Source organism: Pseudomonas sp. S2_H01, assembly GCF_054668305.1.
Genome location: NZ_CP162756.1, coordinates 5,779,169 through 5,801,794, shown reverse-complemented (window position 1 = coordinate 5,801,794; position 22,626 = coordinate 5,779,169). Strand labels below are relative to the sequence as shown.

The following is a 22,626-nucleotide window of genomic DNA, read 5'->3' as shown; positions in this document are numbered from 1 at the left end:
TCAGGACCTCGGGTCGAAGGCGTCGCGCAACGCCTCGCCAATGAACACCAGCAACGACAGAATCAGCGCCAGCGTGAAGAAGGCGGTGAAGCCCAGCCAGGGCGCTTGAAGGTTTTGCTTGCCCTGACCGATCAATTCACCCAGCGACGCACTGCCTGCCGGCATGCCGAAGCCCAGGAAGTCGAGGGCGGTCAGGGTTGAAATCGCACCGGTCAGAATGAATGGCAGGTAACTCAGCGTCGCGTTCATGGCATTGGGCAGGATGTGCCGCATGATCACCTTGCGGTCATCCAGCCCTAAGGCCCGCGCCGCCTTCACGTATTCAAGGTTGCGTCCGCGCAGGAATTCGGCACGCACCACGTCCACCAGGGCGAGCCACGAAAACAGCGCCATGATCCCCAGCAGCCACCAGAAGTTGGGCTCGACGAACCCCGAAAGAATGATCAGCAGGTACAACACCGGCAACCCCGACCAGACTTCCAGCAGCCGCTGGCCGAGCAGGTCGACCCAGCCGCCGTAATACCCCTGTAAAGCGCCGGCAGCGATGCCGATCAACGCACTGATGACGGTCAGCGCCAGCGCAAACAGGATCGATACCCGCGAGCCGAAAATGACCCGCGCCAGCACGTCCCGTGCCTGGTCATCGGTGCCCAGCCAGTTGATGGCGGAGGGCGGACTCGGGGCAGGCTTGTTCAGGTCGTAGTTGGGTGTGTCATCGCTGAACGGAATGGGCGGGAACAGCATCCAGCCATCGCCCTTGCTGATCAATTGCCGTACATAGTCGCTGCGATAGTCGGGCTGGAAAGGCAACTGACCGCCAAACTCCTGTTCGGTGTAGCGTTTGAACGCAGGAAAGTACAGCGAGTGTTGATAGCTGAGCACCAACGGCTTGTCGTTGGCGATCAACTCGCCGCACAGGCTGACCAGGAACAGGCCGCAAAACAGCCACAGGGACCACCAACCACGGCGGTTGTTGCGAAAGCGCTCGAAACGTCGGCGAGCCACCGGAGACAGTCTGCGCATCAAGCATTCCTCGCGCTGAAGTCGATTCGGGGGTCGACCAGGGTGTAGCAAATGTCCCCGACCAGTTTTATCAGCAGTCCGAACAGCGTGAAGATAAACAGGGAGCCAAACACCACCGGGTAATCCCGGGACACCGCGGCCTCGTAACTCATGCGTCCCAGGCCGTCCAGCGAGAAGATCACCTCGATCATCAGCGAGCCTGCGAAGAACACGCTGATGAACGCCTGGGGAATACCCGCCACGACCAACAGCATGGCGTTACGAAACACATGCCCGTACAGCACCCGGCGTTCGCTGAGGCCTTTGGCCCGCGCCGTGACCACGTACTGGCGCGTGACCTCATTGAGGAAGGAATTCTTTGTCAGAATGGTCAGCGTCGCAAAACCGCCGATGACCAGCGACATCACCGGCAAAACCAGGTGCCAGAAGTAGTCGGCGATCTTGCCCAGCGTCGTCATCTGATCGAAGTTCTCAGACACCAGCCCCCGCACCGGGAACCAGCTCAGCGACGTGCCGCCGGCGAACACCACCACCAGCAACATGGCGAACAGGAACGCAGGCATGGCGTAGCCGATGATGATCGCCGTGCTGCTCCAGATATCGAAATGGCTGCCATGCTTGACGGCTTTTCGGATCCCCAGCGGGATCGACACCAGGTAGGTGATCAGCGTCGCCCATAGGCCAAGGGAGATGGACACCGGCATCTTTTGCAGGATCAGATCGGTGACCTTGGCCCCGCGGAAAAAACTGTTGCCGAAGTCCAGTTGCGCGTAGTTCTTCAGCATCAGCCACAAGCGCTCATGCAACGGCTTGTCGAAGCCGTACTGGTGTTCGATTTCTTTGATCAGCTTCGGGTCAAGACCGCGACTGGCGCGGGATTGCCCTGTGTTCATGGTTTCGGTGTGTCCGGCGCCGATCGTGCCGCCCGCCACACCTTGCAGCTTGGCGATGGCCTGCTCAACCGGACCGCCCGGTGCCGCCTGCACAATGAAGAAATTCACCAGCAAAATGGCCAGCAGGGTGGGGATGATCAGCAGCAGGCGCCTCATCAGGTAGCCGAGCATTATTTGACCTCCGAAGGGATGGCCGACGCGCCCCGTTGCTGGGCGAATTGTTCGTTGGTCAGGGCTTGTGGGCTGATTTCCCACCAGGTGTCGATGGCTTCACTGTTGCTGGCCTGGACTTTGGGAATGCCGAATCGGTTCCACCACACGGTCGAGGAGCCCGGCGGGTAATAGTTGGGAATCCAGTAAAAGCCCCATTGCAGCACGCGATCAAGCGCATGGGCGTAGTCGATCATCTCAGGCTTGTTGTCAGCCTTGGCCAGGCCAGTGATCAGGGTGTCAACGGCGGGGTCGCGCAGCACCATGTAATTGCTGGAGCCTGCGTCTTTCGCCACCTTGGAGCCGAAATTGTTGTAGAGCTCCATCCCGGGCGATGTAGACACCCCGTACCCGGTCACGATCATGTCGTAGTCACGGGCCATCACGCGGTTCAAATATTGTGCCGAGTCGATCCGGCGGATTTCAAAATCGATCCCGATCTGCGCCAGGTTGCGCTTGTACGGCAGCAGAATTTTCTCGAAGCCGCTCTGGCCATTGAGGAAGGTGAAACTCAAGGGCTCTCCGGCGGCGTTGACCAGTTTGTCGCCCTTGGGCATCCAGCCGGCTTCCTCTAACAACGCCAGCGCTTGCAGCTGTTTGTCGCGAATGAAGCCGGTGCCGTCTGTTTTGGGCGTATGGAACACGGTAGTGAACACTTCCGGTGGCACCTGACCGCGTAATGGCTCCAGGATCTTCAGTTCGGATTCGGTGGGCAGTTCGGTGGCCGCCAGGTCGCTGTTCGAGAAGTAGCTGTTCTGGCGAACGTAGACGTTGCGCATCATCTGCTTGTTGGTCCACTCGAAGTCCCAGAGCATGGCCAGCGCCTGACGCACGCGGCGGTCCTGAAACTTGGGGCGGTCTAGATTGAAGACGAATCCTTGAGAGCTTTGCACCGAACCTTTCGCCAGATGAGCGCGCTGCAGGCGACCTTCGGTCAACGCGTCGCCGTCGTAACCGATGGAATAGCCGGTGGCGGAGTATTCACGGTTGTAGTCGTAACCACCGCCGCGCAATACCTGCCGCGCGACGTCCGTGTCGCCAAAGTATTCGACTTTGAAATGATCGAAGTTGTACATCCCGCGATTGACCGGCAAATCTTTCGCCCACCAATCGGTGTTGCGCTCGAAGGTGATGCTGCGGCCAGGGTCGACCTGACCGATACGGTAAGGACCGCTGCCGACAGGCGCCTCGAAACCGCCGCCGTTGGCGAAGTCGCGGTCTTTCCACCAGTGCTCCGGAAATACCGGGAGCGAAGCGAGGTCCAGCGGCAAGGTGCGGCTCTCGTTGCTCTTGAAGTCAAAGCGAATTTGCGTGGGGGACTCGACTTCCACGCCTTGCACGTCGCCGAACTCGGTGCGATACGACAGGCTGCCTTGGGTCATGAGCAGGTTATAGGTGAAACGTACGTCTTCGGCGGTGATGGGCGTGCCATCTGCGAAACGCGCCTTGGGGTTCAGATAGAACCGCAGCGACATGCCGTCGGCGGCGCGCTCCATCTTTTCGGCGATCAGGCCGTACACCGTGTAAGGCTCATCCAGCGATTTGACGGCCAGCGGGGAATAGAGCAGCCCGTTGACCTGGGACACGCCGGTGCCTTTGTCCAGATACGGCATGATGTGGTCGAACTGACCGATTTCCTGCGCCGAGCGACGCATGCTGCCGCCTTTTGGGGCGTCGGCGTTCACGTAGTCGAAATGCTTGAAGTTGGCCGGATAGCGAGGAGCCTCGCCGTAAACGGTCAATGCATGTTGAGGGGCGGCGGACAGGGCTTGAAAACCTGAAACAAGGACCAGCGTTGCTACCATCAGCGATGAAAAAACAAAACGCATTACACGAATCCTGACTGATGTCGTGGCACAACATCAGGGTTGAAGGTCATGAGCAGGCGATTGCGGCGTGCCCTTTGGTTTTTTATTGGTTACCTCCGGTGGCAAGGTACCGTAATGCCGGAATCTTTGTAACCGCACAATAGTGGGGGTTGATAACTTCTTTACCGTGCGGTGCGGCCTGGACGCATTTCAAGGGGCGATCACTGGCGCAACCGGCCAAATCAAAGCAATTTCTTTGCCGGAATCGTTACAGCAGCGGTGTGCGGTGCGCTAAATACAAACGGCCCGCTTTTAAGGGCGGGCCGTTCGAGGCGTTGCTACGGTGTGAATCAGTCCTGACGACTGGTCACTTCCAGAAGGTGGTAGCCGAACTGGGTCTTTACGGGACCTTGCACCACATTGACCGGGGCGCTGAACACCACGGTATCGAATTCCTTGACCATCTGGCCTGGCCCGAAGGATCCGAGGTCACCGCCTTGACGGCTGGATGGGCAGCTGGAATTGGAGCGTGCTACTTCGGCAAAATCAGCGCCGCCTTCGATCTGAGCTTTGAGTTCGTTGCATTTCTCTTCGCTGGAAACAAGGATGTGGCGGGCAGTGGCCTTAGCCATTTGGAGTACTCCTGTCAAAAAAAGGAAAGAGCCTACCGGATTAAGGGGCCGTTTTCCCGAAAAAGTTCCGGTCTGGCTATCGAGGGGGCGATCTGCTGTCAGTGAGCGAAACTCGGGATTAGTACGCCTAGAGTCCTTTGCGAAACAATAACTGAGCATGATCGACATAAAGTTTTACTGGATCGATGCTTTTTCGAACAATACCAGCGGTCTGGTTAATCGTGTCGACATGATCCATCGGGTAATCGGAGCGAATGACTTTCCCCAAGTGCGAGCTGTAGCGTCCTACCAGGCCGTCGTTGAACGCGGCTTCCCTCTCAAATAGCAGTGTGTAACTGCGAAGTGCCAAGTGGAGTGGGTCAAAGGCATTTCGCCCTTCACTGATCAGCGGATGCTGAATGCAGCCACTCCAGGAATAGTAGTGCACGCCATCGACGCGCTCGGCGCCTTCACCTCCCCACTCCAGGGGCAGGCCTTGCGGGTATGCGCTATTGAACCGCGCCACACCCTCGGTGGTCAGGCCATCCAGCGCCAGAAGCGGGTCTTGCGGGAGTTCGGGGTTACCCCCGAGCAGCGCAAGGAAATGAGCAAAGCCCAGCGTCAGCCGCGAAGCCAGTCGCTCGGGCATCTCGCCGGGTGAAAAAGCGCGACGGACCCGGTCCGCGACCTCCGACCCGTGATTCGGGCCGCTGACGGAAGTCACCGAGGCGACCCAGTCTGGTCTGACCGCGGCAGCGTAGCGAGACGTCAGCGCCCCCTGACTGTGGCCGATCAAGTTGACCTTCAAATAGCCTGTGCGTTTAAGGAAGCGCTCGATCTGATCCAGCAGTTGTTCTCCGCGTGTCTCGTTGTCGTGAACGCCGGAAACGGCCGGCACATGAACCCGACAACCGGCCTTTTCCAGGGCTTGAACGATGCCATGGAACATGGCGAATTCGCCGACACGCTCGAAACCGAACAATCCGTGAACCAGCAGGATGGGGTATTTGGTGGTGACTTCCGTGTACATGAGGATGACTCCCGTTTGATTGCTGAGGCGCACGAGAGTAAGGGGCAACACGCTGCGCGCAACGGCCTGTTGCGGGGTGCTTTTGAAGGGGTGCAGGCGTCTCCGAAGTTGTCGTTGGAAGGCTAAAACCCGGAGGAAAAGGCCTGTGCGCCAAGGAGGCGATGCTGCGCCGTAATGTCCCGGTGTCACGGAGCACATTTCCCACAGAGTCGATCCAGAACGTGACAGGCGATTGCTGTCATTGCGACAGGCGCATGAGAAGTCGGCCGTCGCTGTTTGACCGACTTCCCATAAACAGATGTTACCTGTAGCGCAGTTTGTTCACGGCTTCGCGCAGCAGGTGTTCGGTGCCTTCCCAGCCCAGACAACCATCCGTCACCGACACGCCGTAGCGCAGGGATTCGCTCAGCGGCTGACAGCCTTCGAAGAGGTGACTTTCCAGCATCATCCCGATCAGCGTGTTATCGCCCGCCAGACGTTGTTGCAACACATCGTTGAAGACCTGAGGCTGGCGCAACGGGTCCTTGCCGCTGTTGGCGTGACTGCAATCGACCATGATTCGAGCGGCGATGCGGTTTTTGTCGAGGCTGGCGTTGACCTTGCCCACACTCTGCGCATCGTAGTTTGGCCCGCTGTGACCGCCGCGCAACACGATGTGCGTGTCCGGGTTGCCTTGGGTCTCGATGATCGCCGGATGACCGTGACGATCGATGCCAAAATGACGGTGTGCGTGAGCGGCTGAGCGAATGGCGTCGCAGGCCACGGCCACGCCGCCGTCGGTGCCGTTCTTGAAGCCGACCGGCATTGGCAGCCCGCTGGCCATCTCCCGGTGGATCTGCGATTCAGTGGTGCGCGCACCGATGGCCACCCAGCTCAACAAGTCGTCGAAGTATCCGGCGGCCATCGGTTGCAGCAACTCGGTCGCAATCGGCAGGCCGAGTCGAATCATTTCCCGCATCAGGTGACGGGAGAGCGTGAGGCCGGCGGCCATGTCGTCACTGCCGTCAAGATGCGGGTCGTAAGCGAGGCCTTTCCAGCCGACGGTCGTGCGTGGTTTTTCAACGTAGGCGCGCATCACCAACAACATCTGATCACTGACTTCGGTCGCCAGGCTTGCCAGCCGCTCGGCATATTCGAGAGCCGATTTCGGGTCGTGGATCGAGCATGGACCGATCACGACTAAAAGACGGGTGTCTTCGCCATTGAGAATGGCGCGCACGGATCGGCGATGAGCTTCGACTTGTGCGATCAAGGCAGCATCCAGCGGCACCTGGTTCTTGAGTGCCAAGGTGCTGGGCAGGCGTTGTGGCGCGGGGTGGCTGTCGATCAAGGTCACAGGACGGGACGGCAGGTCGGACAGGTTGTTAGCGGCGACGGATGAATTCATGAGTAAGGCTTCCTGGTCGGCGGGCGTTTCCCGCACGGACCTACTGAGGTGTTCGACAATTGGCCGTATTGGCTGAGTGTGTGGATTTGCCACCTGTCAGTGACCGATCGGAGGCGGCAGGCTGTCCCGAACGGAGGTTGCTAAATCGCCATGCGAAGTCGATGTCGTTGCGGTAATAGGTGCTGTAGTTCATGTCATGTTCCTCGATTCGAAGCGAAAGTCAGGTTTTTGAAGGGCTAAAAAAACGAAACCCCCGGTCGGGAGGCCGACCGGGGGTAGAGTTATCTCTGGTTGGCGTCCCGTGATTCGTGGGCGCCGTTTGGGTATCAGGCGCGCCAGTGGCTAAACCAATACCCATAAAAATAAGCAGCAGGCGACGCGATCGTCAGCGCATCCCACCCAGCGGACTTCGCCACCGAACGCAAGGCGTCGGCAGGGCGATGAAGCGGTGAAAGGCTGGAAAGCAACATGATCGGTCTCCGTTGAATGACGCCGAGCTTACTTCAGCGGCATCCGGTTATTCAATTGGAAAATTCAATGGAATCGATTGATAGGGTATAGCCGTATGCGTTGAAGTGGTCATCGCTGTGTGTCGCAGTAGAATGTCGCGACAGTCAGCCGCAGCACTTATCGTCGTGCGCGGGTAACGGGTGATCAGGAGGATCTGCAGTGTCCACGAACGAGCAGCACGGCAACAAGCAGGGTCAGCGGCACCGATCAGCACCGGTGTTGTGGGCGGCGGCCCAATCACTGTCCGTGGCGGGCGACGTTGCCGCCAATGTGCGGCGCCACCTGCGTTTCATGGAGATCGCCGCGGAGCAGGGCGTCCGGTTTCTGTTGTTTCCGGAGCTGTCGCTGACCGGCTACGAACCTGCGATGGCTCGCGGGCTAGCCTTCACCGAACTGGACTCGCGACTGCAGCTTTTAAACAATAAGGCTCAAGCGTTGAAGATGGTCACTGTGGTTGGCGCGCCATTGCTCAGCAGGACGCGAGCTGATGTCCAGATCGCCGCGCTCACACTCGGGCTTGATGTCGGGGCACGTGTTTACACCAAGCAGCATCTGCACAGCGGCGAAGAGTCGGTGTTCACGGTTGGCTCAGGCGGCGCTTCTGTCGACTTCCAGGAGGAGCGGGTGCATCTGGCGGTCTGCGCGGATTTCAGCCATGCAGCGCATGCGCAGAAAGCTGCCACAGCGGGCGCCACCCTTTACGCCGCGAGCGTATTGATCTCAGGTCCCGGCTACGCGAACGATTCCGGCTTACTCCAGGATTACTCAAGGACCCACAGGATGCCTGTCTTGATGGCAAATCATGCTGGCGTCACCGGCGGCTGGCAGTCGGCCGGGCGTAGTGCGTTGTGGGCTGAGACCGGGGAGCGGGTCGCGCAGATCGCTGGCGTGGGTGAGGGCCTGCTGATTGCTTCGCGCACTGAAAGTGGGTGGACGGCGCGCACCTTGACTGTTTCTCTTTAAGTAGCATGCGCTGATGATCGTGAAAAAAGTGAATCTTCGCCTGTCCCTCGCCTCGATCGATGATCTTCCGTTCGCCCGAGAACTCACGCGCGTCAACATGCGCGCTTATTACGCCCAGTACGGCTTGATCTGGCAGCCTGCGGCGTTTGACGCCGAATGGCCTTCGCGCGAGAGTTACTTGATTCACAGGGAAAGTTGTCTTATTGGATTTCTGGGAATCACTGTCGAGAAGAACTACCTGTACGTGCGCGATATTCAGTTGGTAGAAGCGTATCGCGGCGAGGGTGTCGGGGCGTGGGCCATGACGCGCATTGCGCACATGGCAACTGAGAGGCGATGTGAACGCATACGGTTGAAAGTGTTTAAAAGCAATCCCGCAACAGCCTTGTACCGCAGGCTCGGCTACGCGAGCGTGGGGGAAGAAACGGCGTTGCTCTGGATGGAACGCCTTGTAGACGAGCGCTGACAAGCAGTGTGCGCGGTAGTGTCTTACTGCCATGGCGGATATTTTTGTTTATGACTGCGGTATGGGCAGGCGATTAGCACCAACTTTGCAGAAACATCCTACAAATAACAGGATGTAAATAACTTACTCTACTTCTGAACCGTTGTTACTCAGCGTCGTTGCGGGTATGACACCAACTTTCATTCCCAGCAGCACGGCCACTTTATGCGATTCGCCGCGCCGGCCTTTTTTTCGGCCGGAAAGTATTTGATAAGTCGTGGCCGGGTCAACACTGTTTTCCCGTGCAAACTCTTGAACAGATTTACCTTGTTGTTCCAGCCAGGCCTTGGCTTGTGCTGCGGTGCGGATTCCGGGCATAGTTCAAAACCGTTCAAGTCTGTTTAAATTTATCTCGATTCTACCATTCGTAAGGATGGGGTCAACAAGGTTGTGCATTCAAATGAGTGGAATAGGTGCCCGTATTAGGGAAGAACGCGAGCGCTTGGGGCTGTCGCAACGAGCATTCGGAGAAATTGGTGGAGTGGAGCCTAATGCGCAGGGCAAATACGAGAACGGGGACCGTACACCCAAGGCCGACTATCTGGCAGCGGTCGCTGCAAAGGGCGTCGATGTGCTCTATGTGCTAACGGGCGGGCGCACGCCGGCGCCCGTTGAGAACCTCAGCGAGGTCGAAGAATGGGTGCTGGGCAGCTATCGAACATTGGTCAAAGAGGATCAGGACGCGATTTTGCGATTGACCACAACACTGGCCGAATACAAGGCGAGCTACGCGCCGGAGAAGAAAACGCTATCGGAGGAAGATTGATACTCATTGACGTCTGCAAAGCGTGCGTTTGAAGATTTTTTCAAGTTTCATGGTCGATGGTGATACGTTGTCTCGATATTGTTATCGATTCTCTGGCACGGCCGTTCGAAGCGTTTTTCGAGCTAGGTCATGCACTTTCTTTTTTGCTAAGGTGACGACCATTCGTCATAAACTGTTCGTGAGGTGTCTGCTTGATTAGGGTGCTGGTTGTCGATGACCACGATCTGGTTCGGACAGGTATCACGCGCATGCTCGCTGACATCGATGGTTTGCAGGTGGTGGGTCAGGCCGACTCCGGCGAAGAGTCGTTGAAGAAGGCCCGCGAACTCAAACCGGATGTGGTACTGATGGACGTCAAGATGCCTGGCATCGGCGGACTGGAAGCCACTCGCAAACTCTTGCGCAGCCACCCCGAGATCAAGGTCGTGGCGGTCACTGTGTGTGAGGAGGATCCGTTTCCCACCCGCCTTCTGCAAGCCGGGGCTGCGGGCTACATGACCAAGGGCGCCGGCCTGACCGAAATGGTGCAGGCGATCCGTCTGGTGTTTGCGGGGCAACGCTACATCAGCCCGCAAATTGCTCAGCAGCTGGCGCTCAAGTCATTCCAGCCACAGACCAGCAATTCACCCTTCGATCTGCTGTCCGAACGGGAAATCCAGATCGCCTTGATGATTGTCGGTTGTCAAAAAGTACAGACCATTTCAGACAAACTTTGTCTGTCCCCCAAAACTGTTAATACCTACCGTTACCGTATCTTCGAGAAGCTTTCGATCGGCAGCGACGTTGAGCTCGCGTTGCTGGCCGTACGTCACGGCATGGTCGATGCCAGCGCCTGAAAATGACCCAGCCGTTTGATCCAAGTGCATTCCTGTCCACCTGCAGTGGCCGTCCCGGCGTGTATCGGATGTTCGATACTGAAGGGCGGCTTCTTTACGTCGGCAAAGCCAAAAACCTGAAGAAGCGTCTGGCGAGCTATTTCCGCAAGACCGGCCATGCGCCGAAGACCAGTGCGCTGGTCGCCAGGATCTCGCAAGTCGAAACCACCATCACCGCCAATGAAACCGAGGCGTTGCTGCTGGAGCAGACGCTGATCAAAGAGTCGCGGCCGCCTTACAACATCCTCTTGCGCGACGACAAATCCTACCCGTACGTGCACTTGTCCGATGGTGAGTTTCCGCGGCTGAGCATCCATCGCGGTGCGAAAAAGGCCAAGGGCCGTTATTTCGGTCCTTACCCCAGCGCTGGCGCGATTCGCGAAAGCCTGAGCATTTTGCAAAAGACCTTTCATGTGCGTCAGTGCGAGGACAGTTTCTACAAGAACCGCACGCGACCCTGCCTTCAGTATCAGATCAAACGTTGCAAGGGGCCGTGTGTCGGTCTGGTCGAGCCACAGGTGTACGCCGAGGATGTGCGTCACTCGGTGATGTTCCTCGAAGGGCGCAGCAACGCCTTGACCGACGAATTGAACTCGCTGATGGAAAAGGCGGCGATGGACCTCAACTTCGAGCACGCCGCCGAACTGCGTGATCAGATCGGCTTGCTTCGACGCGTGCAGGATCAGCAGAGCATGGAAGGCGGGACGGGCGATGTCGATGTCGTGGCCGCGTTCGTCAATCCGGGCGGTGCTTGCGTGCATCTGATCAGTGTGCGCGGTGGTCGCGTCCTGGGCAGCAAGAACTTTTTTCCTCAGGTGGGTATCGAGGAAGAGGTCGGTGAAGTCATGTCGGCCTTCCTGGCTCAGTATTTCCTGGGAGGCGGCGAGCGAGAGCTGCCAAGCGAAGTGATCGTCAACGTGGTAAATGAAGATTTCCCTGCGTTGATCGAAGCCATCGAGGCCTCGCGCGGTCGTGAAATCACCATCAGTCATCGTGTGCGAGGCACGCGGGCTCGCTGGCAGCAGTTGGCGGTCACCAACGCAGAACAGGCGTTGGCTGCGCGATTGGCAAACCGTCAGCATGTCGCTGCTCGCTTCGAGGCGTTGGCTGAAGTTCTCAAGCTGGACGAGCCTCCGCAGCGTCTGGAGTGTTATGACATCAGCCATTCCAGCGGCGAGGCCACGGTTGCCTCCTGCGTGGTGTTCGGGCCTGAAGGGCCGATCAAGTCAGACTACCGTCGCTACAATATCGAAGGTGTCACAGCGGGTGACGATTATGCTGCCATGCATCAGGCCCTGACCCGGCGCTTCAGCAAGATCAAGGAGGGTGAGGGCAAGCTGCCCGACATTTTGCTGGTGGACGGTGGCAAAGGTCAGTTGAACATGGCACGCGACGTTATGAATGAGCTCGCGGTGCCCGACCTGATTTTGCTCGGTGTCGCAAAAGGCGCCACCCGCAAGGCGGGTTTTGAAACCTTGTACCTGAACGATGCCGCCCACGAGTTCACCTTGCGGGGGGACTCGCCCGCATTGCATCTGATCCAGCAAATCCGTGATGAAGCCCACCGGTTCGCGATCACCGGACACCGTGCCCGTCGTGGTAAAACCCGACGCACATCAACGCTCGAAGGCGTCGCTGGGGTAGGTCCGACGCGTCGCCGGGACCTGCTCAAGCACTTCGGTGGATTGCAAGAACTGTCCCGCGCCAGCATCGAAGAAATTGCCAAGGCGCCCGGAATCAGCAAAAAGCTCGCAGAGTCGATTTATGCAAACCTGCACAGCGAGTAGAATGCTCGCTCACCTCGTAGCCAGTTGTGCCGATGAATATCCCTAATCTGATTACCGTATTACGTGTCCTGCTGATTCCTATCTTCATTCTATTGTTCTACCTGCCTTATTACTGGAGCTACACGGCGGCCAGTTCGGTTTTCGCTTTAGCAGCGGCCACCGACTGGCTCGACGGCTACCTGGCCCGACGCCTTGAGCAGAGCACGCCATTCGGTGCGTTCCTTGACCCGGTCGCCGACAAGCTCATGGTGGCTGTGGCGTTGGTATTGCTGGTGCAGGCCCACGCTAATTTCTGGCTGACATTGCCAGCGGCGGTCATCATCGGACGCGAGATCGTGATTTCGGCGCTTCGCGAATGGATGGCCGAGCTGGGCGCTCGTGCTCAGGTCGCGGTGTCAAACCTGGGCAAATGGAAAACCGCCGCACAGATGCTCGCGTTGGTCATCCTTTTGGCAAACCCGCCGGCATTCACGTTCTGGGTTGTGCTGGGTTACGTACTGCTGATGGTAGCGGCGGGGCTGACGTTGTGGTCAATGGTGCAGTACCTCCGGGCCGCGTGGCCGCATCTGCGCACTACGACAGATGAAAAATAAGTTTTTTTAAATCAAGGGGTTGACGGGGTCATTTGAATCTATAGAATGGCGCCCACACCAAGCGGGAATAGCTCAGTTGGTAGAGCACGACCTTGCCAAGGTCGGGGTCGCGAGTTCGAGTCTCGTTTCCCGCTCCAGTTTGTACGCGTTTAGTGTTAGTGGTTAGAGCACTTAACGTTTGAGGCCGAGTAGCAAAATGGTTATGCCGCGGATTGCAAATCCGCTTACGCCGGTTCGATTCCGACCTCGGCCTCCACTATAAACGAGCTCTGTAGATCGCTGATTTACAGAGCTTTTTTATTGGCGCTGCGAAAGATTTTCTGTCTCATTTTGAGGCACATCAAGCTTGCTTCACTGGGAAGGGATGTATATATTCCCAGCTCTTGTCAGCCATGACAGCGACTTTGCTACACCGCTGCATGCACCTCGCCCTGATGGTGAAATTGGTAGACACACCGGACTTAAAATCCGTCGTCCGAAAGGATGTGCCGGTTCGACTCCGGCTCGGGGCACCATCTAGATCAGCCGCTTATGGAGCAATCCTGAGCGGCTGAGTCGTTTCTGCGTTCTCGAACAATGACTCCGGTGATCCAAGCGCTGGCATGGCAGCTCCAACCGCTCGGTTACCGCGGCATGAACCGAAGCTGCCAGCTGCGGGGAATGGCGGCGGACACTGCGGCCAATATCAGCGTGGACACCCCGCTGACGACCATCGCCTTGATCCCGAAGGATTGAGCCAAAAGGCCACCCATGATGGCTCCGGCCAACATGCCCGCCCAAGGGATGAGCTGCACGCGCCAACCATTGCGACGTTCGCCCAGGCACCAGCGGCCTAACCCTCGTCCAAACCTGGACAGCGCTCCCGTTACGTAGGTCAGTCCGATTGGCAGGCCGTTCACTTCCTCGACGACGGCATTGATCATCCCCATCGAGATCACGGCCAGGAGGAACGGGGCGGCACCTTCACCCGACACTCCGCACAGGCAGAGCAAGGCACCAATCGCCAGGAGTAGCGGCCAGGCGCGTCGCCTGGAAAAACGGGCAGCCATGACGCCTAGCGCATTTCCGATGACAAAGGCTGCGATAAGCATGCTGATATGAAGGGCGAGGGCAGCGTTTGACTGGTCGATGGAAACCGCCAGCCGCGTGGTGTTACCGCTCATAAACGAGACGAAGTCGCCGGTGACCATGAATCCGATCGCGTCGGTCATGCCTGCGATAACGGACAGCGTGCCGACAAACAAAAGTCCGACACGTCCCCGGAGGCGAGCGAATCGCTTGCCCGCTACATTTACAGTCATCGCATCAGGAAGCACCGTTACCTCGTCACAATCATCAAGCGCGCCGGAGGGAAGAGCGGGTTAGCTCAGCAGACGCCACTTTAGCAAGATGGACGTGCAAACGGGCGGTCGAAACAGCGTGGCCAAAGGCTTGGGCGTAATCCCGTGAGGGGGACCCACGGCCTCACGCATCTATTTCCCTTCCTGCTTCTCTCCGTGTGCGGTCGCTGCTTCCTTGTGCAGCGTCTCTGTCTCTGCGCCCGCGTTGGCGCCGGATGATTCTTCGCCTTTCTTGCTGGCTTTCTCTTGATTGGATTCCTTGGGTTGCGCGTGATTGTCGACGGGCAGTGCAGTCTTGGGATCGTTATCTTGCGCGACCGCCAGTAATGGGCCGGCCGACAGCAGGCCCGTCAGCACAAAGCCAGTGATTAACCTGTTCATGATCGTAACCTCTTCAAGGGTGTGTGGAGTTTGAGGCGCTGCGGGTCTGAAGGTGCTGGCGAGCGGACGAGTGGAACACTGTCCGACACGCCAGCGCACTGTTCAGCCCGCGATGATCGCCCGCAAAAACGGGGCTGTTCGGCTGGCCTTGGCCTTCGCGACCCTTTCCGGTGTGCCGCTCGCGACGACTTTACCGCCTTGGTCGCCCGCCCCTGGCCCGATATCGATCACCCAGTCACTCTGCGCCACGACGCGCATTTCATGCTCGACGACGATGACTGTGTGTCCGCCGTCCACCAGCGCATTGAGTTGTTTGAGCAGGCGGTCCACATCGGTCGGGTGCAGTCCTGTCGTCGGTTCGTCCAGCACGTATAGCGTGGCGCCGCGCTGCGTGCGTTGCAGTTCCGTTGCCAGTTTGATGCGTTGCGCTTCGCCGCCTGACAGTTCTGTCGCGGGCTGCCCCAGCCGCAGGTAGCCCAGACCGATATCACGAAGAACGGTCAGTGACCTGAGCACGGCCGGTTGGTCGACGAATACATCGACGGCCTGCTCGACGGTCAGTTGCAGCACTTGGGCAATGTTGAGGTCTTGCCAACGGATGGCGAGGGTGTCGGGGTTGTAGCGGGCCCCGTGGCAGGTCGGGCAGGGCGCGTAAACGCTCGGCATGAACAACAGCTCGACACTGACGAAGCCTTCCCCTTCGCAGATCGGACAACGGCCTTTGGCAACGTTGAAGGAGAACTGACCGGCGTCGTAGCCTGCCGCTTTCGCGTCTTCGGTGGCTGCGAAGAGTTTGCGGACGTTGTCGAACAGGCCGGTGTAGGTCGCCAGGTTGGAGCGAGGGGTTCTGCCAATGGGTTTCTGATCCACTTGGACCAATCGCTTGATGGCGTCGAGTCCTTCCGTGATGCGCCCGCCTGTAGGCTGCGGAGCATCATCTTCGAGGCTGGGTTCTTCCTGGTCGTTATTGCTGGCAGCAGGGCGGCCCAGTTCCGCGCCGACCAGTTCCAGTAGCGCCTGGCTGACGAGGCTGGACTTGCCTGAGCCGGAAATGCCGGTCACTGCGCTAAAGCATCCCAGCGGAAACTCGGCCGCGAGGTCATTGAGATTGTTTCGTGTGATGCCTTCCAGGCGCAGCCAACCGGTTGCGGTGCGCCTTGCGGTGCGCAGGTTGCTGTGTTCGGCGAACAGGTGCAGGCGGGTTTGTGACGCCTGGACCTGCGCCAGCCCTGCTGGCGGGCCGCTGTAAAGAATACGCCCCCCATGTTCACCGGCCGCGGGGCCGACGTCGATCAACCAGTCGGCACGGCGCATGGTCTCCAGATCGTGCTCGACAACGAAGAGGGAATTACCCGAAGCCTTCAGTTGCTGAAGGGCCGCAAACAGCGCTTCGCTGTCTGCAGGGTGCAGTCCGGCTGACGGTTCATCCAGCACGTAGATCACGCCAAACAGCTGAGACCCGAGTTGCGTCGCCAGGCGCAGGCGTTGCAGCTCGCCCGAAGACAGTGTCGGCGTGCTGCGCTCCAGGGCCAGATAGCCCAGGCCAAGACCGGTCAGGGTGCTGACCCGCGCGAGCAAGTCCTGCGCAATCCGCTGAGCCGCCAGGCGCTTCTCGATCGACAGGTTCGGCGTCGCCCGGACGTCGGGCGCGCTGTCGTGTGAGGCGCCGCCGGCCTTGACGCGTTGCTTGCGCGCGTTGTCGATCTGCTGACGATCAAGGGCGTGGCTGTCGGGGTTGGCGTCGAATGCGCCTTTAGCCACCGGGCGCAGGACTTCAGCCAGTCGCAGCAGTGGCATGCGTGAGAGTTCACCGATGTCCAGACCGGCAAAAGTGACAGAGAGGGCTTCGCGCTTCAGTCGCTTGCCATCGCACAACGGGCAGGGGCTGCCGCGCATGAATTGCGATACGCGCTTTTTCATCAGGGCGCTTTGCGAGTGGGTGAAGGTGTGCAGCACGTAGCGACGGGCGCCGGTGAAGGTGCCCTGATAGCTGGGCTCCAACTTGCGTTTGAGTGCCACTCGGGTTTCTTCAGGGGTCAGGCCTGCATACACCGGGACGGTGGGTTGCTCCTCGGTGAACAGAATCCAGTCGCGTTGTTTTTTCGGCAGATCACGCCAAGGGATGTCGACGTCGTAACCAAGGGTGACGAGGATGTCGCGCTGGTTCTGCCCTTGCCACGCCAGCGGCCAGGAGGCGACAGCGCGTTGGCGAATGGTCAAGGAGTCGTCGGGCACCATCAGGTCCTCGGACACTTCATAAACGCGGCCCAGCCCATGACATTCAGGGCATGCGCCCTGGGGCAGGTTGGGTGAGAAGTCCTCGGCGTACAGCATCGGTTGCCCGGGCGGGTAGTTGCCCGCCCGCGAATACAGCATGCGGATCAGGCTGGACAGCGTGGTGACGCTCCCGACCGATGAGCGTGTGCTCGGCGTACCGCGTTGTTGCTGCAAGGCCACGGCCGGTGGCAAGCCCTCGATGGAGTCGACGTTGGGCACGCCGACTTGATCGATCAAGCGTCGCGCGTAAGGCGCGACCGATTCGAAATAGCGGCGTTGAGCTTCGGCATACAGCGTGGAGAACGCCAGTGACGACTTGCCCGATCCGGAAACCCCGGTAAACACCACAAGCGCGTCGCGGGGGATATCGACGTCGACGTCTTTGAGGTTGTGCTCGCGAGCGCCACGCACGCGAACAAAACCAGGTTGCTCAGGCGCGACGGTAAAGGAAGCAGAGGATTGTGTATCGGCATCGTCAGGCAAATGTGGCGCGGTGGTCATGTGCGGGCCTTGGGTCGCGGGTGGCAAGGGACAGATCGCAAGGGGCGAGCTTAACCGGCATCGGGGACTTTCGGGGTATGCCCTGCATCGTCGTGTTTGCCCCCGGTCATGGGCTGCTCTTTGCGGCTCTCGTTCGTGCGCTCGCGATCGTCCGCGACGTCTGCCGGCGTTGCCTTCGGGTCGTTGATTTCCTTGCCGGGAAATGAATGCTGTGTCATGCCTTTTCTCCTGTTGATTCGCATAACGCTTCCGCTGCCTGCAGGCCTTTTAGAAAACCGGCCAATGCCGCCTCTTCAAGCCGCAAACCCTTGCGTTGTCGTGAGCGCGGCAGTTTCGCCAGTTCGCCAATGACGAAGGCTTCCAGAACCGCCGGGTGGATGTAGCATTTGCGGCACACGGCAGGGGTGTTCCCCAAGAGCCGGGCGACTTCCTTGACCATGGCGACGATGTGTTTCTTCGCGTCGGCCTCCGGTTCCCAGTCCAGTTTGCGCAATGCGGCCAAGGCCATCGCGCTGCCTGCCCAGGTTCTGTAGTCCTTGGCAGTGAAATCAGAGCCGGTAAGGTCGTGCAGGTATTGATTGATGTCTGACGACGTGACGGTGTGACGATGGCCTTCCTCATCCAGGTACTGGAAAAGGTTTTGTCCCGGCAGTTCCATGCAGCGCTTGATGATATTGGCCAGGCGCCGATCGGTAACGCTGAGTTGATGTTCCACGCCGCTTTTGCCGCGAAACTCGAAAATGATCTTGCTGCCGTGCACGTCCACGTGTTTGTTGCGCAGGGTCGTCAGGCCATAGGATCGGTTGTCCCGGGCGTACTGGCTGTTGCCGATGCGGATCAGCGTCTGGTCCAGCAACGAGACCACCGCCGCCATGATCTTCTCGCGCCCCATGCCGGGGACTGCCAATTGGGCCTCTAGCTGCTTGCGCACCTTGGGCAAAACCGTCCCGAAGGCGATCATTCGGGAATATTTGTTTTCATCCCGAATCTCCCGCCAGCGAGGGTGATAGCGGTATTGCTTGCGCCCTCGGGCGTCGCGTCCGGTGGCTTGCAGGTGGCCGCGCGGATCGGCGCAGATCCACACGTCGGTGTAGGCGGGCGGTATGACCAGCGCATTGATGCGCTTGACCTCGACCTCGTCCCGGATGCGTTCGCCCTGAGTGTCGAAATACGCAAATTTGCCGCGCAGGATTTTGCGAGAGAACCCCGGCTGGCTGTCGTCGACGTAGTGCAGATCCTTGGGCAAATCTTCAATGAGGGTGGCGTCCGGCATGAGCGGCAATCCTGAGTACTGGTCTTTGCATTGACCGTCCCGGTGCGCAGTGGTGCCGATTATTTGGTGCGGTTTGCGCTTGGCGTCAGGCGAGCAGCGCCACCGATTTGATTTGCGCCCAGAGCTGCTGCCCAGGATGGAGGTGTAACTGGTCCCGCGAATAGCGCGTGATTCGCGCCAGCAAGGGTGTGCCTTCGGCATCCAGGCGTATCAGCACATGGGCCGCGTTGTCGGCGGCGACTTCGCTGACGACGGTAACGGGCAGGCGATTGAGAATGCTGCTCTGGTCGTCGGGTTGCAGGTTGAGGCTGACGTCGCGTGCCTGAATCTTGAAGCGCAAGGGTTTGCCCGCTTCCAGTGGCGCGTGCGCCACTCGAATGGACAAGCTGCTGGCCGGCAGTCGCACGGTCACCAGGTGATAGGCCGTGTCGTACGCGCTCACCTGACCCTCGATCACCACGCCAGCGTCATCGCCCAAGGCCAGCGGCAGGTCCAGACGGGCCAGCGTTTCGCCGATGGGCCCGCTGGCCAGCGCCTTGCCGTCACTGAGCAGCACCAAGTGGTCGGCAAGACGCGCGACTTCATCCTGGGAGTGGCTGACGTAAAGCATGGGGATGTCGAGTTCGTCGTGCAGGCGTTCAAGGTACGGCAGGATTTCGCTTTTGCGACGGGCGTCCAACGCCGCGAGCGGTTCATCCAGCAACAGCAAACGAGGGCTGGTGAGTAAGGCGCGGGCAATGCCGACGCGCTGGCGTTCGCCGCCGGAAAGTGTGTCGGGCTGACGCGCCAGCAGGTGATCGATGCCCAGCAATGTCGTGGCCTGATCCAGTTTGACCCTGCGTTCACTGGCTGCGATGCGCTTGAGGCCGAACTCCAGGTTGCCGCGTACTGTGAGGTGCGCAAACAGACTGGCTTCCTGAAACACATAGCCGAGCGAGCGTTTGTGTGGCGCGAGAAAAATACCGTTGGCACTGTCTTGCCAGACCTCGCCGTTGATGCGAATGAACGCGTCTTGCGGCTTTTCAAGCCCCGCGATGCACCGCAGGCAGGTGGTTTTGCCCGAGCCGGAATGGCCATACAGCGCGGTGACGCCGCGCCCCGGAAGAGACAGGTCGACACCGAGCGAGAAATTCGGGAAGTCCACATTCAGACGAACGTCGATGAAGGGCGTCATGGGTCAGTCAGCTCCAGGCCGATTTGGTCTTGCCGCTGGAGTAGAGCGCCAACAGAACCAGAAATGAGAACACCAGCATGGCCCCGGCCAGCCAGTGGGCTTGGGTGTATTCCAGCGCCTCGACGTGGTTGTAGATCTGTGTCGACACCACGCGGGTTTTCTGCGGGATGTTGCCACCGATCATCAGCACCACGCCGAATTCGCCGACCGTGTGCGCAAAGCCTAGAATCGCGCCGGTGATGAACCCGGGACGCGCGAGCGGCAGGATCACGGAGAAAAACGTGTCCCATGGGCTGGCACGCAGGGTCGCGGCGACCTCAAGCGGCCGAGGGCCGATCGCCACAAATGCATTTTGCAGAGGCTGTACGACGAAGGGCATGGAATACAGCACGGACCCGATCACAAGGCCGGTGAAGCTGAAGGTGAGGGTGCCCAGCCCCAGGCTCTGGGTCAACTGACCCAGTGCGCCATTCGGGCCGAGCAACAACAGCAGATAAAAGCCGATCACCGTCGGTGGCAATACCAGCGGCAATGCCACCACGGCGCCAATCGGTCCTTTGAGCCAGGATCGGGTGCGTGCCAGCCACAATGCGATGGGCGTGCCGATAATCAGCAGGATCACGGTGGTCAGTGACGCCAGTTTCAGCGTCAGCCAGATCGCCGAGAGATCGGCATTGTCGAGTGGCATTTACAGCTGATACCCGAAGGACTTGATCACCGCTGCGGCTTTCGGGCCTTTGAGGTATTCCATGAGCGCTTTGGCGGCGGCGTTGTCCTTTCCTTTATTGAGGATGACAGCGTCCTGCTTGATCGGCTCATGCAGGTTGGCCGGGACGACCCAGGCCGAGCCGCCGGTCAGCTTCCCGTCCTTAAAGACCTGGGACAGCGCGACGAACCCCAGTTCGGCGTTGCCGGTCTGCACGAATTGATACGCCTGGGCAATGCTCTGACCTTCAACGATCTTGGGTTGGGTGGCGTCGGTCAGGCCCAGCTTGTCGAGTACCTGAGTGGCGGCCAGGCCATAAGGCGCAGCTTTGGGGTTGGCGATGGACAGGTGCGCGTAGGTGTTGTCCTTGAGCACCTGACCTTTGTCATCCACATAACCGTCTTTCGCCGACCACAACGCCAGGGTGCCGACCGCGTAAGTGAAGCGCGAGCCTTTGACGATCTCGTTTTCGCTCTCAAGCTTGGCCGGGGTGGTGTCGTCAGCGGCCAGGAACACGTCGAAGGGCGCGCCGTTCTTGATTTGCGTATAAAACTGGCCCGTGGCGCCGAACGAGGCCACCAGCTTGTGACCCGTATCCTTTTCGAAATCCTTGGCGATGGCCTGGATCGGCGCGGTGAAGTTCGCGGCGACGGCCACCTGGACTTCATCGGCCCACGCACCCGTCGCCGAGAGGGCGGCGACGGCGAGGGTCAAGGATTTGAGCGTAAGGCGAAGGGCGGTTGCGCGCATGAAACAGCTCCGTGGTGATCTTGTGAGGTGATGACGGACGTCAACCGAATACCGGCCAAACGCTATGCAGTGAAATATATAGCGAGTGGTCACCTCAAGGAAGCCTGTTTTTTTGCGCGCGTGACCAGGCCCGCGTCAGTGTTTGACGCCCGCCAGTCGTTCGAGGGTTTGAATGGCGAGTTGGCGGGTCCATTGCTCAGCAGGCAGTTGATGCTTGATCCCGACCGCCTGACCCGCCCAGAGGTTCATGAAACCACTGTCGCCTTGTGGTTCGGCCTTGGCGCGCAGCGGCATCAGTGCACCGCCGGCGGTGGGGAAAGCTGGCGCAGTGGCATTGACCGGGCCGATCTCCCGCATGATGCGATTGACGATTCCCCGTGCGGGGCGACCGGTGAACAGATTCGTCACAGCGGTCTGGCTGTCGGTGGCGGCCCGCAGCGCCGCTTGATGCAACTTCGAGGTCTTGGCTTCCGGGCAAAACAGGTAAGCCGTGCCCAGCTGCACGGCCGAGGCGCCGAGCATGAAGGCCGCGGCCACACCACGACTGTCGGCGATCCCTCCCGCTGCGATCACTGGCACGCTGACCGAGTCGGCAATTTGCGGCACAAGTGCCATGGTGCCGACCTGGGTGTCCAGCGCGTCGCTTAAGAACATGCCTCGGTGGCCGCCTGCTTCGTTGCCCATGGCAATAATCGCGTCGCAGCCATGCTGCTCAAGCCAGACGGCTTCTTCGACGGTGGTCGCAGAGGAAATCACCTTGGCCCCAGCGGCCTTCACGCGCTTCACGTAGTCGGCAGATGGCAGGCCGAAGTGGAAGCTGACCACCTCAGGTTTCAGCTCTTCCACCAGCGCGCAGCTCGCTTCATCGAAGGGCGCTCGGTTTGATGTCGGCGTCGGTGCGTCGAAGTCTGCCCCCAGTTCCTGATAGTAAGGCTGCAGCAGGTCTTTCCACGCCTTGGCTGCCTCGGGGTTCGCGTCCGGGTTCTGGTGGCTGAAAAAGTTGAGGTTCAAGGGGGCGCGAGTCGCGGCCCGGATCGCGGCGACCTCTTCGCGGATCTGGTCGTGGCTGAGCATGGCGCAAGGCAACGACGGCAGGCCGCCGGCTTTGCCGACTTCGATGGCCAGTGCGGAGCCTGCTGCGCCAGCCATCGGCGCAAGCAGGATAGGCACCTCGATGCCAAGCAGTTTGAGGATGCGGGTGTCGGGCCAGGCGATCATGGGCAGATTCTCCAAAGGCGGTAAGAAAAGGCGTGTTTCACAGGC

23 protein-coding genes and 3 tRNA genes are annotated in these 22,626 nt (G+C 59.5%); 9 read left to right on the top strand and 17 right to left on the bottom strand.

The genetic code is table 11. From position 1 onward, the window contains the following. The 7 genes from AB4N84_RS25885 to AB4N84_RS25855 form a co-directional block, all read right to left on the bottom strand. Positions 1-1,023, bottom strand: coding sequence for an ABC transporter permease (locus AB4N84_RS25885; RefSeq protein ID WP_460043849.1), 1,023 nt, complete (start codon positions 1,021-1,023; stop codon positions 1-3). Further along, positions 1,023-2,087, bottom strand: coding sequence for a microcin C ABC transporter permease YejB (locus AB4N84_RS25880; protein ID WP_074750509.1), 1,065 nt, complete (start codon positions 2,085-2,087; stop codon positions 1,023-1,025). Before AB4N84_RS25880 ends, AB4N84_RS25885 begins: the two co-directional genes overlap by 1 nt. Then, on the bottom strand, positions 2,087-3,955 hold the full coding sequence (locus AB4N84_RS25875; RefSeq protein WP_074750511.1) for an extracellular solute-binding protein: 1,869 nt from the start codon (positions 3,953-3,955) through the stop codon (positions 2,087-2,089). Before AB4N84_RS25875 ends, AB4N84_RS25880 begins: the two co-directional genes overlap by 1 nt. A gap of 329 nt (positions 3,956-4,284) precedes the next feature. Beyond that, a complete protein-coding gene (locus tag AB4N84_RS25870; protein ID WP_074750513.1) occupies positions 4,285-4,566 on the bottom strand; it encodes a peptidylprolyl isomerase in 282 nt (93 codons plus the stop codon). Positions 4,567-4,693: 127 nt separating this feature from the next. Next, positions 4,694-5,575, bottom strand: coding sequence for an esterase/lipase family protein (locus AB4N84_RS25865; protein WP_460043848.1), 882 nt, complete (start codon positions 5,573-5,575; stop codon positions 4,694-4,696). 301 nt (positions 5,576-5,876) lie between these two features. Further along, positions 5,877-6,962: a 3-deoxy-7-phosphoheptulonate synthase gene (locus AB4N84_RS25860; protein WP_460043846.1), complete on the bottom strand. Its 1,086-nt coding sequence runs from the start codon at positions 6,960-6,962 to the stop codon at positions 5,877-5,879. 326 nt (positions 6,963-7,288) lie between these two features. Continuing rightward, positions 7,289-7,432 (bottom strand): hypothetical protein, encoded by a 144-nt coding sequence (locus AB4N84_RS25855; protein WP_460043845.1) that lies wholly within the window; start codon positions 7,430-7,432, stop codon positions 7,289-7,291. 256 nt (positions 7,433-7,688) lie between these two features. Here AB4N84_RS25855 and AB4N84_RS25850 point away from each other — a divergent pair, with 256 nt between their 5' ends. Further along, complete coding sequence (locus tag AB4N84_RS25850) at positions 7,689-8,435, top strand: carbon-nitrogen hydrolase family protein (RefSeq protein WP_460047148.1); 747 nt, start codon at positions 7,689-7,691, stop codon at positions 8,433-8,435. A 13-nt stretch (positions 8,436-8,448) separates the two neighbouring features. Further along, the gene (locus tag AB4N84_RS25845; protein WP_460043844.1) at positions 8,449-8,901 is read left to right on the top strand and encodes a GNAT family N-acetyltransferase; all 453 of its coding nucleotides are present in this window, start codon (positions 8,449-8,451) and stop codon (positions 8,899-8,901) included. A gap of 123 nt (positions 8,902-9,024) precedes the next feature. Here AB4N84_RS25845 and AB4N84_RS25840 read toward each other — a convergent pair whose 3' ends face one another. Continuing rightward, a complete protein-coding gene (locus tag AB4N84_RS25840) occupies positions 9,025-9,258 on the bottom strand; it encodes a DNA-binding protein (RefSeq protein WP_074750521.1) in 234 nt (77 codons plus the stop codon). Positions 9,259-9,340: 82 nt separating this feature from the next. On the opposite strand from AB4N84_RS25840, the gene AB4N84_RS25835 reads away from it, so the two are divergent. The 7 genes from AB4N84_RS25835 (at position 9,341) to AB4N84_RS25805 (ending at position 13,476) form a co-directional block, all read left to right on the top strand. After that, positions 9,341-9,706 carry a helix-turn-helix domain-containing protein gene (locus AB4N84_RS25835; RefSeq protein ID WP_074750523.1) on the top strand — a complete coding sequence of 122 codons (366 nt, stop codon included), beginning with the start codon at positions 9,341-9,343 and terminating at the stop codon, positions 9,704-9,706. Between the two features lie 191 nt (positions 9,707-9,897). After that, positions 9,898-10,542, top strand: coding sequence for a response regulator transcription factor GacA (gene gacA / locus AB4N84_RS25830; protein ID WP_074750525.1), 645 nt, complete (start codon positions 9,898-9,900; stop codon positions 10,540-10,542). 2 nt (positions 10,543-10,544) lie between these two features. After that, on the top strand, positions 10,545-12,368 hold the full coding sequence (gene uvrC, locus AB4N84_RS25825) for an excinuclease ABC subunit UvrC (RefSeq protein ID WP_460043843.1): 1,824 nt from the start codon (positions 10,545-10,547) through the stop codon (positions 12,366-12,368). A gap of 32 nt (positions 12,369-12,400) precedes the next feature. Further along, on the top strand, positions 12,401-12,961 hold the full coding sequence (gene pgsA, locus AB4N84_RS25820) for a CDP-diacylglycerol--glycerol-3-phosphate 3-phosphatidyltransferase (RefSeq protein WP_074750529.1): 561 nt from the start codon (positions 12,401-12,403) through the stop codon (positions 12,959-12,961). 61 nt (positions 12,962-13,022) lie between these two features. Then, positions 13,023-13,098: transfer RNA gene (locus AB4N84_RS25815), tRNA-Gly, on the top strand. A gap of 45 nt (positions 13,099-13,143) precedes the next feature. Further along, positions 13,144-13,217: transfer RNA gene (locus AB4N84_RS25810), tRNA-Cys, on the top strand. 172 nt (positions 13,218-13,389) lie between these two features. Next, a tRNA-Leu gene (locus AB4N84_RS25805) sits at positions 13,390-13,476 on the top strand. A 108-nt stretch (positions 13,477-13,584) separates the two neighbouring features. Here AB4N84_RS25805 and AB4N84_RS25800 read toward each other — a convergent pair. The 9 genes from AB4N84_RS25800 to AB4N84_RS25760 all read right to left on the bottom strand — a co-directional run bounded on the left by AB4N84_RS25800 (position 13,585) and on the right by AB4N84_RS25760 (position 22,581). Continuing rightward, the gene (locus tag AB4N84_RS25800) at positions 13,585-14,277 is read right to left on the bottom strand and encodes a YoaK family protein (protein ID WP_460043842.1); all 693 of its coding nucleotides are present in this window, start codon (positions 14,275-14,277) and stop codon (positions 13,585-13,587) included. A gap of 156 nt (positions 14,278-14,433) precedes the next feature. After that, entirely contained in the window at positions 14,434-14,682 is a 249-nt protein-coding gene (locus AB4N84_RS25795) for a hypothetical protein (protein WP_460043840.1), read from the bottom strand. Between the two features lie 102 nt (positions 14,683-14,784). Then, on the bottom strand, positions 14,785-17,460 hold the full coding sequence (locus AB4N84_RS25790; protein WP_460043839.1) for an excinuclease ABC subunit UvrA: 2,676 nt from the start codon (positions 17,458-17,460) through the stop codon (positions 14,785-14,787). Positions 17,461-17,510: 50 nt separating this feature from the next. Next, a complete protein-coding gene (locus tag AB4N84_RS25785) occupies positions 17,511-17,678 on the bottom strand; it encodes a hypothetical protein (RefSeq protein ID WP_167362030.1) in 168 nt (55 codons plus the stop codon). Continuing rightward, positions 17,675-18,733, bottom strand: a complete 1,059-nt coding sequence (locus AB4N84_RS25780; protein WP_074750601.1) for a DNA topoisomerase IB — start codon at positions 18,731-18,733, stop codon at positions 17,675-17,677. Before AB4N84_RS25780 ends, AB4N84_RS25785 begins: the two co-directional genes overlap by 4 nt. An 85-nt stretch (positions 18,734-18,818) precedes the next feature. Beyond that, complete coding sequence (gene modC / locus AB4N84_RS25775; RefSeq protein ID WP_460043838.1) at positions 18,819-19,907, bottom strand: molybdenum ABC transporter ATP-binding protein; 1,089 nt, start codon at positions 19,905-19,907, stop codon at positions 18,819-18,821. Between the two features lie 7 nt (positions 19,908-19,914). Further along, a complete protein-coding gene (gene modB, locus AB4N84_RS25770; RefSeq protein WP_074750605.1) occupies positions 19,915-20,595 on the bottom strand; it encodes a molybdate ABC transporter permease subunit in 681 nt (226 codons plus the stop codon). Then, entirely contained in the window at positions 20,596-21,363 is a 768-nt protein-coding gene (gene modA, locus AB4N84_RS25765; RefSeq protein WP_460043836.1) for a molybdate ABC transporter substrate-binding protein, read from the bottom strand. A gap of 135 nt (positions 21,364-21,498) precedes the next feature. After that, on the bottom strand, positions 21,499-22,581 hold the full coding sequence (locus AB4N84_RS25760; protein ID WP_460043834.1) for an NAD(P)H-dependent flavin oxidoreductase: 1,083 nt from the start codon (positions 22,579-22,581) through the stop codon (positions 21,499-21,501). Between the last annotated feature and the right edge of the window lie 45 nt (positions 22,582-22,626).

Coding starts and splice junctions, on each gene's coding strand:
- AB4N84_RS25860 (WP_460043846.1), bottom strand. CDS start 6,962: ATGAATTCATCCGTCGCCGCTAACAACCTGTCCGACCTGCCGTCCCGT.
- AB4N84_RS25835 (WP_074750523.1), top strand. CDS start 9,341: ATGAGTGGAATAGGTGCCCGTATTAGGGAAGAACGCGAGCGCTTGGGG.
- AB4N84_RS25795 (WP_460043840.1), bottom strand. CDS start 14,682: ATGAACAGGTTAATCACTGGCTTTGTGCTGACGGGCCTGCTGTCGGCC.
- pgsA (WP_074750529.1), top strand. CDS start 12,401: ATGAATATCCCTAATCTGATTACCGTATTACGTGTCCTGCTGATTCCT.
- AB4N84_RS25780 (WP_074750601.1), bottom strand. CDS start 18,733: ATGCCGGACGCCACCCTCATTGAAGATTTGCCCAAGGATCTGCACTAC.
- AB4N84_RS25875 (WP_074750511.1), bottom strand. CDS start 3,955: ATGCGTTTTGTTTTTTCATCGCTGATGGTAGCAACGCTGGTCCTTGTT.
- AB4N84_RS25845 (WP_460043844.1), top strand. CDS start 8,449: ATGATCGTGAAAAAAGTGAATCTTCGCCTGTCCCTCGCCTCGATCGAT.
- modC (WP_460043838.1), bottom strand. CDS start 19,907: ATGACGCCCTTCATCGACGTTCGTCTGAATGTGGACTTCCCGAATTTC.
- AB4N84_RS25885 (WP_460043849.1), bottom strand. CDS start 1,023: ATGCGCAGACTGTCTCCGGTGGCTCGCCGACGTTTCGAGCGCTTTCGC.
- modA (WP_460043836.1), bottom strand. CDS start 21,363: ATGCGCGCAACCGCCCTTCGCCTTACGCTCAAATCCTTGACCCTCGCC.
- AB4N84_RS25880 (WP_074750509.1), bottom strand. CDS start 2,087: ATGCTCGGCTACCTGATGAGGCGCCTGCTGCTGATCATCCCCACCCTG.
- AB4N84_RS25760 (WP_460043834.1), bottom strand. CDS start 22,581: ATGATCGCCTGGCCCGACACCCGCATCCTCAAACTGCTTGGCATCGAG.
- AB4N84_RS25840 (WP_074750521.1), bottom strand. CDS start 9,258: ATGCCCGGAATCCGCACCGCAGCACAAGCCAAGGCCTGGCTGGAACAA.
- AB4N84_RS25865 (WP_460043848.1), bottom strand. CDS start 5,575: ATGTACACGGAAGTCACCACCAAATACCCCATCCTGCTGGTTCACGGA.
- AB4N84_RS25785 (WP_167362030.1), bottom strand. CDS start 17,678: ATGACACAGCATTCATTTCCCGGCAAGGAAATCAACGACCCGAAGGCA.
- AB4N84_RS25870 (WP_074750513.1), bottom strand. CDS start 4,566: ATGGCTAAGGCCACTGCCCGCCACATCCTTGTTTCCAGCGAAGAGAAA.
- uvrC (WP_460043843.1), top strand. CDS start 10,545: ATGACCCAGCCGTTTGATCCAAGTGCATTCCTGTCCACCTGCAGTGGC.
- AB4N84_RS25855 (WP_460043845.1), bottom strand. CDS start 7,432: ATGTTGCTTTCCAGCCTTTCACCGCTTCATCGCCCTGCCGACGCCTTG.
- modB (WP_074750605.1), bottom strand. CDS start 20,595: ATGCCACTCGACAATGCCGATCTCTCGGCGATCTGGCTGACGCTGAAA.
- AB4N84_RS25790 (WP_460043839.1), bottom strand. CDS start 17,460: ATGACCACCGCGCCACATTTGCCTGACGATGCCGATACACAATCCTCT.